This window comes from Sphingobacterium puteale, from assembly GCF_003627955.1.
In the GTDB taxonomy this organism is placed as follows: Bacteria; Bacteroidota; Bacteroidia; order Sphingobacteriales; family Sphingobacteriaceae; genus Sphingobacterium; species Sphingobacterium puteale.
In genome coordinates this window covers 177,326-191,101 of record NZ_RBWS01000001.1, presented here as the reverse complement: position 1 = coordinate 191,101, position 13,776 = coordinate 177,326, and the positions used below count along the sequence as shown (strand labels likewise).

The 13,776-nt window shown below is 40.8% G+C and carries 8 protein-coding genes; 7 read left to right on the top strand and 1 reads right to left on the bottom strand.

Annotated elements, in window-relative coordinates; all coding sequences use genetic code 11:
* The first annotated feature begins 31 nt into the window (after window positions 1–31).
* The 7 genes from D7322_RS00810 (at window position 32) to D7322_RS00780 (ending at window position 12,890) form a co-directional block, all read left to right on the top strand.
* The gene (locus D7322_RS00810) at window positions 32–1,765 is read left to right on the top strand and encodes a fibronectin type III domain-containing protein (protein WP_121120584.1); all 1,734 of its coding nucleotides are present in this window, start codon (window positions 32–34) and stop codon (window positions 1,763–1,765) included.
* Window positions 1,766–1,776: 11 nt separating this feature from the next.
* The gene (locus D7322_RS00805; RefSeq protein WP_121120583.1) at window positions 1,777–3,114 is read left to right on the top strand and encodes a pectinesterase family protein; all 1,338 of its coding nucleotides are present in this window, start codon (window positions 1,777–1,779) and stop codon (window positions 3,112–3,114) included.
* 153 nt (window positions 3,115–3,267) lie between these two features.
* On the top strand, window positions 3,268–4,722 hold the full coding sequence (locus D7322_RS00800; protein WP_245971214.1) for a pectate lyase family protein: 1,455 nt from the start codon (window positions 3,268–3,270) through the stop codon (window positions 4,720–4,722).
* A gap of 142 nt (window positions 4,723–4,864) precedes the next feature.
* Window positions 4,865–8,125 (top strand): SusC/RagA family TonB-linked outer membrane protein, encoded by a 3,261-nt coding sequence (locus D7322_RS00795; RefSeq protein WP_121120582.1) that lies wholly within the window; start codon window positions 4,865–4,867, stop codon window positions 8,123–8,125.
* 107 nt (window positions 8,126–8,232) lie between these two features.
* Window positions 8,233–10,041 carry a RagB/SusD family nutrient uptake outer membrane protein gene (locus D7322_RS00790; RefSeq protein WP_121120581.1) on the top strand — a complete coding sequence of 603 codons (1,809 nt, stop codon included), beginning with the start codon at window positions 8,233–8,235 and terminating at the stop codon, window positions 10,039–10,041.
* A gap of 579 nt (window positions 10,042–10,620) precedes the next feature.
* Window positions 10,621–11,778, top strand: coding sequence for a glycoside hydrolase family 88/105 protein (locus tag D7322_RS00785; RefSeq protein WP_121120580.1), 1,158 nt, complete (start codon window positions 10,621–10,623; stop codon window positions 11,776–11,778).
* A gap of 74 nt (window positions 11,779–11,852) precedes the next feature.
* Window positions 11,853–12,890 carry a GntR family transcriptional regulator gene (locus D7322_RS00780; protein WP_121120579.1) on the top strand — a complete coding sequence of 346 codons (1,038 nt, stop codon included), beginning with the start codon at window positions 11,853–11,855 and terminating at the stop codon, window positions 12,888–12,890.
* A 157-nt stretch (window positions 12,891–13,047) separates the two neighbouring features.
* On the opposite strand, the gene D7322_RS00775 is transcribed toward D7322_RS00780, so the two are convergent.
* Window positions 13,048–13,620, bottom strand: a complete 573-nt coding sequence (locus D7322_RS00775; RefSeq protein ID WP_121120578.1) for a DUF4136 domain-containing protein — start codon at window positions 13,618–13,620, stop codon at window positions 13,048–13,050.
* Window positions 13,621–13,776 lie beyond the last annotated feature (156 nt).

Here is a 13,776-nt window from a genome sequence, read left to right as displayed (position 1 = left end):
ATAGCTATACCCCATTTAAACCTTACTTAACATGATGAAATTATCAACAGTACTACTGTTAACTACGGTTAGCATGTATGCCGCATGCTCAAAATCCATTGTACAGCAGCCCGATAACGGGGGAGTTTTGGCGGATCCTTCGAATCTAAATGTGCAGGTCGAAGGAACAAAGGCAAATTTTAGCTGGACGAAGGATCCGATGGCAGATGGCTATTTCCTACAATTGGCGGAAGGAACCTCCTTCGGTAAGGCAGCTTACTCCAGCGATACTATTCAAAATGAGCAATATGCTTTTGCTGATTTAAAACCCAAGACAGATTATACCTTACGGATTAGGGCGATAGATCAGGATAATCCAGCATTTACATCGCGGAGCATATACAAATCCTTTCAGACAGGAGCTGTTGCTGTGGAGCCGATATATGCTTTCCCCGGGGCCGAAGGCTTTGCACGCCAGGTTACAGGTGGTCGGGGTGGTCGGGTCATCAAAGTGATCAACCTGAATGACGCGGGGCCGGGGAGCCTGCGCGAAGCCTTAGATCAGACCGGGGCACGTATTATCGTCTTTGAAGTGTCCGGCAATATCGTGCTGAAGAGTAATCTGGATATCAAGAATGGTGATGTGACTATCGCCGGGCAGTCCGCTCCTGGAGATGGAATTTGCCTGCAGGATTATCCGGTTAGCATAAAAGCCGATAACATTGTCGTCCGATTTTTGCGTTTCCGGATGGGGGACCGAAAACAGGTTGAGGGGGATGCGATAGGTGGTTTTGAACGCAAAAATATACTGGTTGACCATTGTTCGATGAGTTGGTCTACAGATGAATGTGCATCATTTTATAATAACGATAACTTCACCATGCAATGGTGTATTGTCGCTGAAAGTTTACGTTTGTCAGCACATGCCAAAGGAGCACATGGTTATGGTGCCATTTGGGGTGGAAAGAAAGCGACATTTCATCACAATCTGGTAGCGCATCATGACAGCCGGAATCCACGCTTAGGAGAGCGGGAAGGATCCGCGTATGCATTGACGGATCTCGTTGATATTAGAAATAATGTTTTCTACAATTGGGCAAGCAATAGCGGTTATGGTGGTGAAGCGATGCATGTCAATATCGTTAATAATTATTATAAACCCGGTCCTGCTACGCGGTCTGGTGTTCGTGGCAGAATAGTATCCATCGATAAATATCTAAAAAATGAGGCTTCGCCCATTTACAACAAATGGGGAGAATTTTATGTTCAGGGAAACTTCATTGAAGGGAATGTTCTGGCTAATTCCGATAACTGGACAAATGCCGTAGCGAATCAATTCAATGCAAAATATGGCATATTGGACGCAGCTACGCTAAGTGCCATCCAGTTGACAGCAGCTTTGCCGATTGAAGATAATGTGAAAACCGAATCAGCTGAACAAGCTTATCATACCGTTCTGGAGAAAGTAGGCGCCTCACTCGTACGGGATGATGCTGACATCCGGATTATAAATACAGTTAAGAATGGGAATTTTACGGCGAATGGATCTAGTGGCGATGAGCGGAGCCGAAATGGCATTATTGACTCACAAGACGATGTTGGTGGATGGCCTCAACTCAAACAAGGAACAGTTCTAAAAGACAGCGATGGGGACGGCATGCCAGATGCTTGGGAGACCGCCAACAAGTTGGATCCGAACAAACCAAATGCAAATGATAGGGATTTGAGCCCGGGCTATGATAACGTAGAGGTATATCTAAATAGTTTGGTAAAACATTTATATTAAATTTTAGTTCGATGAAAAATCAAATCTTACATTGGATCAATAGTGCGGTCTATTTCAATTGTATCCTATTCCTTCCTTCCTGCAAAAATGAAATGCTGTATAATCAACAAATGCTTTCTGAGTTAGAAGGCCCCCAGGAGATACATATTGAAAGCCAGCATAATCAAGCAGCCGTCAGCTGGAATCCCATTACTGGTGCTGACGGATATTTTGCTGAACTTTCAATAGGACCTTCTTTTGTCTCAACTTTGAGGCAGTCCGATACGATAAAGAACACCAAATATACTTTTGAGGACTTGGAAGCAAATACAGCTTATACAGTCAGACTGCGGAGCATAAACCTTACATCGCCATCGCTAACCTCCAAAAAGCAGGTAAAGACATTCACTACTGCAGCGATGCCCAAAGAAGATTTCGTACCGGATATTGTTGTAGCAAAAGATGGTACCGGAGATTATCTTTCTGTACAGGAAGCCATTCATGCAGCTCCAGTCAATGGAGCACAACCCTTTTATATCTATATCAAATCCGGTACCTATAAAGAAATCATTGAAATACCACAAAATAAACCCCTTATTCACCTGATAGGTGAAGATAAAGAAACGACTATCTTGACATTTGACAATTACAGTGGTAAAACTAAACCTGATGGTGGTACATATGGAACAGCAGATTCCCGCTCCGTATATATAAAAGGAGATCAGTTTGTTGGTGAAAGACTTACCTTTGCCAATTCTGCGGGCATGGATGCCGGACAAGCGGTCGCTTTATATATCGACGCACCTAGGTCCGCCTTCAATGATTGTAAAATGTTGGGCTATCAGGATACCTGGTACGGACACAATGGAACAAAGTCCCTGTTGGAAAATTGCTATATAGAAGGCTCTGTGGATTTTATGTTTGGAGGATCTACGACCGTGTTTTCCAGATGCCAGGTTCATAGCAACCGTACCGGTGGCTATATTACCGCTGCTTCTACTCCGGATGAGCAGCACTATGGTTATGTCTTTGTCGACTGTAAATTAACCGCTGCAAACAATGTCTCAGAGGTATGGTTGGGTCGACCTTGGCGTCCTTACGCAAAAGTCGTCTTTATGAATACTGAAATGGGAAAACATATTCGGCCGCAGGGTTGGCATAATTGGGGAAATCCTGAGAATGAAAAGACGGCTTATTATGCTGAATATAAAAGTCGTGGTGAAGGAGCTCATATAAACAGCCGAGTTAGCTGGTCACATCAGCTGACCGATGCCGAAGCAGAGCAATATACAAAAGAGAAGGTGTTGGATGGCTGGGAACCGACCTTCTTACCGGAAAACGCACGGATAGTAACAAAGCACAAAAAATAGGAGAAAACAAGATACAATACCTGGTGTCCTTTTGACATACAACAGTACAGTACAGGATGATGAAACCGGTTGCATTGTGTAATATTGTGTAAACCAATATATAACAATTATAAACCCAAAGCCAGCACTGGCTGGCTTGAAAATCTTATCATTATGAAAAGACAGTGTCTATTTTCTTTTGGCGCTTTGGCTATGATTCTTCTTTCTTGTTCCAAAGATACACTTGTTTCCAGATTGGAATGGATTGAATGGGCTGAAAGTAATGCTACAACTGAGGACGGAAGGCTACTTGCTTTTCCTGGGGCAGAAGGTTTTGGCCGTTTTGCTACCGGCGCCAGAGGGGCAGCAACACCAAGCGTTTATTTTGTAACAAATCTGGATGACAGCGGTGCAGGCTCGTTTCGTGATGCTGTGAGCAAGCCTGGACGTTTTGTGTTGTTTAACGTATCCGGAATCATTAAATTAAAATCTAATCTAGCTGTTGCTGCAAACACCACCATTGCCGGGCATACGGCGCCAGGCGATGGTGTGGTTGTATATGGAAGGAAAGTTTCTTTTTCTGGCTCAAATGGGACGATTGCGCGCTTCGTGAGGATCAGGCTCGGCGCCAATGCGGGTGCCGGGAAAAGTGACGATGCATCCGGTATTGCCAACGGAAAAAATATCATGCTCGATCATATGTCTTTCACTTGGGGCTTGGATGAGGTATTTTCCATTAACTGGGATAATAAAGGGAATGAGCCTGATAGTATTACCATTCAAAATTCGATTATTGGTCAAGGTTTACAGCGTCACAATCACTCTGCAGGCGGCTTGATACAGACAGGAGGAAAAATATCGATTATCAAATCATTATATCATAGCAACAAGACCAGAAATCCGAAAGTGAAAGGCATTAACGAATTTGTCAATAATGTTGTTTATAACTTTGGAAACGCTAATACAACCTATCCTAATCATAGCGTATCTGCTGATGCTTACATTCTTGGTGGTGAATCCTCCGGAGAGTCTAACGTGACCATATTAAATAATTATTTTGTGGGAGGGCCGTCAACCCCAAAGACGAAAAGAACTCCATTTTCTAGAGGAAACGGCAACTTTAATCTCTATCAGTCGGGTAATTATTTTGACAATAATCAGAATGGTAAGCTAGACGGGGAATTAATTGAGGCTACAGAAGCTTGGTACCCGGGGCTAGCTGCAGATAATTTTAAAACAGCCGGCTTCTACGAGACCTACCCCACCTTGAGACCCAAAATGAGCGCTAAAAAAGCGTATTCCTATTTGATTGATCATGTCGGTGCCACCTTGCCCCAAAGAGATCAGGTTGATGCTTTTTTAATTCATGAATTACAGAGCAAAGGCACACTCGGATTTTATACCTATCGCGAATCGGATCTTCCTTTGGAAAATGGCGGGTTGGGCAGATTTGAATCTGCCGATCTACCGATGGATTCGGATGGAGATGGAATACCTGATGAATGGGAAGTAAAGTTAAAGCTTGACAAAAATAATAATGCTGATGCCTTGCAATCAAGTAAACATCCATTGTTCAAGGGCTATTTAAATATGGAGGCCTATTTGATCTTGTTAGCGCAGCAGAAATAAGTGGTCAAAATAAAGAAAAGGGTTTCCTAGGAATGGAAGCCGTTCCTTGTAAGTCGCCCATTTTTATGTGCTGCAAGCAAGTGCTATGTTGCATAAAATGCGATTTAATAACCCGATGAAAATCTCAATATACTAAATTATAATGCGAATAATAAAAAAATCACCCAAGGGTAAATCTGTGTTGTTTAATTCAAAGCTTAAGTTAGCGTTGGCGACCTTAGCCTTGCCGTTCCATCTCTGGGCACAGTCAAATAAAATTTCTGGAGTGGTGGTCGATGACGCAAATGTGCCTCTTACTGGAGTAAGTATCCGTATAAAAGGAACAGATCGAACGCTACAAACGGATTCCAAAGGATTATTCCAATATGTAGCGAAAGAAGGCGATATTTTGCAGTTATCATGCGTTGGTTATGAAACGACAACGTTTGTTGTCAAAGAAAATGTACCAATTAGAGTGCAATTGAAAAAATCCAATCGCGATCTTGATGAAGTGGTTGTTATTGGATATGGTACAGCCAGAAAGAGAGATTTGACTGGCGCCGTAGGCTCGGTCAAAGGAAGTGAAATCAAGGATATACCGGTGACAACTGCAGCGCAAGCATTGACTGGAAAGATTGCCGGAGTCAACATTGTTACGCAAAGTGGTGCCCCGGGATCGGCAGTCAATGTTACTGTTCGTGGTGGAACAAGTTTCTCAGGATCGAGCAATCCATTGGTCATTGTTGATGGGTTTGTTATGGATGGAGGATTGAACAGTGTGGATGCAAGTGACATCGAAAGTATCGATGTATTGAAAGATGCTTCAGCTTCTGCTATTTACGGTTCTAGAGGTGCTAATGGTGTTATATTAGTAACCACTAAGTCTGCAAAATCCGGTCGGACCAATATAGATTACAATACCTATTTCAGTTTTGAAAGACTAAGCAAGAAATTGGATTTGTTGCGGGTCGAAGATTATGTGAAATATCAATATGAATACCAGACCCTAGGGGGCAGGCAGCAGCAATTCGCAAATATGTTTGGTGGGGATCCCTCAGCTTCAGATTTTGCGAGCAATGCATATCCACGGATACAGCAGGAGTATGGCAATCGTACCGGGATCGATTGGCAACAGGAAGTTTTTGGCGGTTCGGCGATTTTACAGAATCATAATGTCAATATAAACGGCGGAAATGAAAAGACGAAGTTAATGTTGAGTTACAATAACATGAGTCAAGATGGTATATTAGCTAAATCCGGCTATAATCGCAATAGCGTAAGAGCTAAAATCAATCACAACCTTTTTAAAGGCGTGGATTTGGATTTTAACACCTTACTGCAAGATGCGAATACACAAGGTGGAGGTTCGTTGGGAGGGATGCTTAAGATGTCCATCCTGCAACCGGTCACTGGGGGAGTTCGATTCACCAATGATCAATTGCTGAACGCCGACATTGCAGAAGAGCTTCAGGCAGTAGATTCACAATATGATATTTACAACCCGATTATCATGAACGATGCGATTACAAAGACCAAGGCCAGCCGTTTGGCTGTGGCCAATTTGGGCCTAAACGTCAAATTCCTTAATGATTTTACCTTTCGAACCGCGGGGTCCTACCAGTGGAAGCAAACGAGAAATGACATGTGGGATGATGGACGTACAGTAAATGCCCGTAATAATGGTGGGCCATACGGATCAAGAGGTAATGCAGAAGGGTATCAATGGCAGGTCACCAATACACTGTCTTGGATGAAACAGTTTGAAAAGCACCATCTAAATTTAATGATGGGACATGAGATCCTGTATTCCAAAGATCAAAGCTTGGGACATACATATTATGGGTTTCCGCAGAGTAATTTTGGACTGAATGATGTATCCCTGGCAACCCGGATAGATCGCGCAGATGTTGACGAAGGCCGGTACGGACTTGTCTCTGGATTTGCGCGAGCGATCTATAATTATGATGATCGTTATCTACTTACGGCTACACTGCGTGCAGATGGCAACTCTAAATTCAAGGAAGGGCATCAATGGGGTTATTTCCCCTCAGCCTCAGCAGCCTGGAATATCCATAAGGAGCAATTTATGGTAGGCCAGAACTTTTTTGATCAATTAAAGATACGGGCGGGTTATGGATCTACCGGAAACGATAATATTGGTAATGTGACCTATGCTACATTGTACGGATCCACGATTGCTGCGATCAATAATACAGAGGTAATAGGTTTGAAACCAAGTGATTTGTTGGGGAATCCTGAATTGCAATGGGAGAAGACGCAAACGTCTAATCTCGCGCTGGACATTGCTATTTTAAAGAATCGTATTAGTTTAACGACAGATTTCTATTCCAACAAATCAAGTAATCTCTTGTTAAAGCAGACAATACCTACCTCAACTGGATATCGTTATCAAAATCAAAATGTGGCAGCCCTGCGCAACCGGGGAGTAGAGTTTACCTTACGCACATTGAATATCAAAAAACAGAATTTTCAATGGCAAACCAATTTCAATATCACATTTAATAGGTCAAAAACGCTTGGCCTATATGGATCTAGTAGTGAAAATAGCGATTTTATGTTGAATAATCTCAGCTCAAGGATTGACTTCATCACAAGAGTCGGTGAGACTGTGGGACAATTTTACGGTTACAAATACGACGGTGTATATACCACAGATGATTTTGTCCAAAATGGGGATGGTAGCTACATGTTGAAAGATGGCGTAGCATCATTAAAAGGGAAAAACAGAACGAGTATTAAACCAGGCGATGTCAAATATTTGCCAACAGCAGGCGAGACAGATAGCAATGGTAATCCCGTGTGGTCAACCAATGATCGTACGGTAATAGGCAATCCTGAACCCAAGTTTTTTGGTGGAATTGGGAATAATTTTTCCTATAAAAATTTTGATTTAAATATGTTTCTAAATTTTGCATATGGTAATAAGGCGTTTAATATGAATACGCAACGTTTTATGGGGCCTTATTTACCGAATCAGAATTCATTGGCGAACATGGCGGATCGATTTACGTTAATCGACCCCAATACTGGGGCAGAGACCAAAGACCTCAACCGTTTGGCTGAACTGAATCCCAATCAGCATCAGAAAGAGCAAGTATGGAGTCTGAATCCGACCAATAATATTGCGATAAGTGATGCATTGGATTATTACCTGGAAGACGCATCCTTTTTACGAATTAACAATATCACCCTGGGTTATACTATGCCTCAAGAATTGTCTAAACACGCTTATTTGCGAAAAATGCGCGTTTTTATGACACTCAACAACATTCATACATTTACCAAATTCTCGGGTTATGACCCCGAAGTAGCGTCAACATCGTCTATTTTAACGAGAGGCGTGGATAACTCAGCCTATCCAAGAACAAAAAGTTTCGTTGTTGGCTTTAATTTGACCTTTTGAGTGATTGATTTGGTTAATATATAGTAGCACTACAAACAAAATAATTGAATGCGATTTAACAAATCGTTTAGGACAAAATAGCCTTTGATGATAAACACTTTATTCCAATGAAAAGAATTGTAACAATATTAAGCATAGCCTGTTTATTGGCTACAGGATCATGTAAGAAATTTTTGGAACTTCCTTCCCAAAGTGATTACGATAGTAGTAATATCTTTGAAAACGCCGATCGTGTCGAAATGGCATTACTAGGTGCTTATACGAGTGTTTTTAATTCAGAACTGTATTACCAATTTGGTATGGGAACAGACGAATGTTTTTCCACGGAGGGGGAGACCAACTCAAAAAATCAAGTTTCCAATTATGTGTATACCCCGGCAACAAGCCCCTCTTCGACCTATACAGCAATGTATTCTGGCGTCGAACAGGTCAATGTATTGATTAAGAATATTCCATTAATGCAACCTAAGACTGATTCAGAAAAGAAAAAACTTGATATGCTCCTTGGTGAGGCACTGGCTATACGCGCCAAAAATATGTTGAATGTGGTACGTTATTTTGGCGATGTTCCTTTTCCGCGTATTCCCGTAGTCGATGCGGGGAGCTTCTCTTCTTCGCGTGTGAGCCGTGATACGATCATGGATGCCTGTGTCGAAGATTTACAAAAAGCTATTGCGTTACTTCCTTGGAAAGGAGAATCTGGTTTATCCGTAGAACGTATTTCAAAGAATGCAGCTTATGGGCTATTGGCTAGGACAGCTTTATACGCGGCAGGATATTCCTTGCGTTGGGATCTAAACTCTTATTCGGCAAGTAGTGTGCAGCTGAGTAAACGTCCGGATCAGGCCAGGATTAAAGAGTTATATCAAATCGCTAGAGATGCTTGCAAAATGGTTGTAGACCGGGGTGAAAATAGTCTGATAGATTATGAAACGATATTCAGAAACCTCATCAATGGAAAATACGATAACGAGTCCATGCTGCAGTATGGGCAGAAAGGAGCTGATCGTAACGATGCACAGATTGGTTATACAAATGGATTTTTTTCGCACACAAATTCCTACTATGGTAAAGCACAGCCAGCAATGGCAGCCTTTCCAACCTATTATTTTGAATTTGAGGAGGGGGATAGCCGCCGTGATGTTGCGATTGCATCCTATTCCATCACAGCAGATAGTAAGCACCAGATGAATACCTATGCAAGTAATACCATCGGTAAATTTAGAGTCAATTGGAAAGCAGAAAAAGGCATTGCGGTAAATAAAAGAGATATTAACTGGATTGAATTACGTTACGCTGATATCCTGCTGATGTACGCAGAAGCTGAAAATGAAATCAATCAAGGACCAACCGCAATTGCAAAAGATCTATACGAACAGGTACGCTTACGTGCATTCAAAAACAATAAAGCAAAAATAGGGACAACACCAACATCTTATCAAGGGTTTCGGGATGCCATTATCCAGGAACGTAAACTGGAATTGGGCTTTGAAGGATGGCGAAGGACCGATTTAATTCGTTGGGGAATTTTGTTCGAAAAACTGAGCCAAACCAAGCAAGATTTATTGGATCTTGCCGGCCACCAAGGCAAGTACGCAAATGTGGATTTATTCCGTGCGTACAAAATGACGCCGGCCAATACATTTAATGATCCGCTGATTGCACAAGAATTTATATCGTTTAAAGAGGCTCCGGAAGCAATAAAAAAAGCCGAATTAACTGCGCAGGGATATACCTTATTGGATATGTACAGCAATCAATCTATTTTCTTTTCAAATGCCTTGACCCCTACGGCGACTTGGGTGAGTAATATTTATAGAGGTCTGGAAAAAAACAAAGTAGAGATAGTCCCGTTAAGTACGACGACCATTGATAATAATCCGGGACTGACCGGTCAGCAGCATCCACTCTATTAAGATGTATTGTGTCCTTCCGATCGATTTTGCGCTCTGTCTGTGGAAAATTGCGCTGTATTTGCGCAATTTTTCCACTTGGCAAAATGAGTTCGACAGGTGAACGTTTGATTTCCCCTTAGGACAAAATATCCCTGACGCCTGTCGAAATGAAAAAGCCCCCCGACTTCTTTGTTTAGTTAATGGACTTTTTCATTTTGTCACTCGGCGAAATGAAAAAGTCGGGTGTCTGAACGATTTTTCCACGTGGGGAAATGAAAATTCCACGTGGGAAAACAAACGAAACACTGGTCGGAATGACTTTTCTACGTGACGAAGTCAATATTTTGCTGTGCGAAATCGTTCAGACAGCATGCAAATCAAGATAGCTCAGGACGGTTATTGTTTCTTTTTGTGATATTTTTAGCATTACTGGCTGATGTACATATTTATTACCTCTCGTAAGGTAAGTTCATAATTTAATTATATGCCATTATTAAAAGGTAACTAATGACATTATCTATTAGCTCCAGAAAGTCTTAACTCTTTATAAGTACTATAATAATTGTAAAATATTTATTTTAATCATACAGTACAAAACATATGGTCTTTAAAAAAATAATTGTTCTCCTATGCTTACTGGGAGTAGTATCTACGCTGACAGCACAATCGATGTATCAACATTTTGCAGATTCAGAAATGAAGCGGTTTCCCGAGGCCTGGCAATTGGATCACGGTAAACGATTATATTTCGGGTATTCCCAAGGCTTAGGTTGTCTTGCCATGTTAAAAGTTTTCGAAAAGACAGGAGATAAAAAATACTTCAATTATGTAGAAAAGTGGGCGGATACACTCATCAATGAAAAGGGCGAAATTCATCTATATGAGCTTAGTGCCTATAATGTGGATTTTGTCAATTCAGGAAAAATTCTCTTTGAACTTTATGAAAAAACCAAGAAACAAAAATATCGACTGGCTATTGAAACTTTGATTCACCAACTAAAATACCAGCCTACAACACTCGAAGGTGGCTATTGGCACAAGCTGATTTATCCCCATCAGATCTGGCTGGATGGGGTTTATATGACCGGGCCATTTCTCGCTAAATATGCTAAGCTGAGTACGGATGATCAGTATTATGATAAGGCTATTGACGAAATTTTAATTACTGCTAAACATACATTGGACCCTAGGACAGGATTGTATTATCATGCTTGGGACGAAAGCAAAAAGCAAGCTTGGGCAAATCCCCAAACGGGGCAGTCGCCCAATTTTTGGGGGAGAAGTATTGGCTGGTATTTTATGGCGGTCATTGATGTATTGGACGAGTTGCCGTTAGATTACCCCAGAAGAGACAAATTGATTCAATTGGCGCAATCGTTAGCCAATGCTCTTGCTAACTATCAAGATAATGAAGGCCTCTGGTGGCAAGTAATTGACCAGCCAAAAAAAGAAAGAAATTATCAGGAAGCGTCAGTAAATAGCATGTTTCTGTATGCTTACTCGAAAGGCATGAATAAAAAATACCTTTCAAAAAGCTATAAAAGTTTGGTAGATAGATTATATCAGGGTATCCAAAAGAAACTATTAAAACAAGAAAATGGATTGTGGACATTGATACAGTGTAATGCCGTTGCCGGTTTGGGGGGAAATCCGTATCGAGACGGTAGTTATGATTACTACGTAGGTGAGCGAATTCGTGAGAATGATGCAAAGGCAACAGGTCCTTTTATCATGGGCTGCATAGAGGGAGGATTTTGAAAGAGGTAGTTTTTAAGGTTTTTTTAAAAAAATTATAAACAAATCGTTAATTTTAAAATTATTAAAATCTAACAATGACCAATTCTGTAAATCAATTTTTAAAAACTTTAGAAATTAGTGATTTTTCTGCCACGCCCAAGTATCTGCAATTGGCAAATACGATTATTGATGCTGTTAAAAATGAAATATTGGTCAGAGATGATATGTTGCCTTCCATTAATGAGTTGAGTGCATATCTGGAGATATCACGCGACACAGTCGAAAAAGCGTACCGATATCTGAAAAAAAATGAGATCATAGCATCCAATCCAGGGAAGGGATATTATGTAAATAAAACTGATGTTCAATCAAAACTTAAGATAGCGCTCTTTCTTAATAAGCTGAGCGCACATAAAAAAATTGTATACGATTCCTTTGCAAGAGAACTCGGTGATCATGCCAATTTGGATTTGTTTGTTTACAATTCAGACTTATCGTATCTGAACACCCTTTTGGGGAGTCTAACCAAAACCTATGACCATTATGTACTCTTCCCTCATTTTAAGGAAGGGAGAGACAAAGCACCGGATATTATCCGTAAAATTCCTGCCGAAAAGCTAATGTTGCTGGGGAAGTTCATTGAGGATGTGCCCGGCGACTTTCCTGCGGTTTACGAAAATTATGAACATGATATTTATTCTGCATTGGAGGAAGCTAATGAAGTACTGAGCAAGTATAAAAACCTGAAACTGGTATTTCCAGACTATAGTGATTTCCCGAAAGCTATTATCAAGGGATTTTATAAATTCTGTCAGCAATATGCCTTTGACCATGAGCTGGTCTCCGATATAGATGAAGAGAAAGTAGAGAAAGGTACTTGCTATATCAATATAATTGAAGACGATCTCGTCAAATTGTTGAACAAGGTTATTCAAAAAAAATTGATCATCGGAAAAGATGTTGGTATCATTTCCTATAATGAGACGCCATTAAAGAAGTTTATTCTTAATGGTATTACGACAATATCGACTGATTTTGAGATGATGGGTCGGATGGCAGCTGAATTGATCATTAATAAATCCAAAGAACGCGTTGAAGTACCATTCTACTTAAAATTGAGACCTTCCGTTTAGTGACCGCTTTTTAGGATTATTAGGAGATTCCTAAACGGTTATAAACCGGAGCGATATTAACGTTGGGGGAATGCCTTAAACATGTTCAAAAAGAAAAAGACCGGTTAATCGAAGAAAACCGGTCTTTTTCTATTACAGGCGTTAAATTAAACTTTGTTTATTTTTTTAAGGTTTTTACAGGGAATAAGTCAATCACACCCTGTGCTACCTTACTGATGTTGTTGATTGCTTTCTCTGGATTATCTACATCACCCGAACCACGTGCTTGCCAGATCACTGCATTTGTTTTGCGGTCAATAGCTTCGATAATCAAGTGGCCATAACGGTAACGCTCCTTAGCAACAGGGTAATATCCGCCACCATAATAATAAGGTGAGAACCATGGTCTGTACCAGCCCCAAGGACCTCCCCAACCATAATATCCGCCACCGCCATATACCAGACGGCTTTTGTTATTGACGATAGTGATATAACGGAATAATAGATCAGGATTATCTTTTGAATATTGGAGTCCCTTCGCTTCCAAGGCGGCATTTGCGGCATCCAAAATGTTAGTTTTGGCAATATCATTATCAAAATAAGACTTTGAAAGCGAGTCTACCGGTGGTAGCCAGGCATACGTCTTGAAAGGAGTAAAATCCATCTTCTCTACCCGAGTGGTATTGTATTGGTAAGACGAACATGATGCCAACGCAACGCAGAGCACCAAAAATAACAGAATCTTTTTCATCGTAGTAATTTGTTTATTAACTGTGATGAATCTATCATGAGCAGCTTGTTTTGCTTGTTAGCTGTATATTCATGAAGATTTCATGGCCTATATGGAACTTATATTTATTTAAATTGTTTTAAACTTTCTTAACTATTCGCTCTGGCGGCCTCTAAG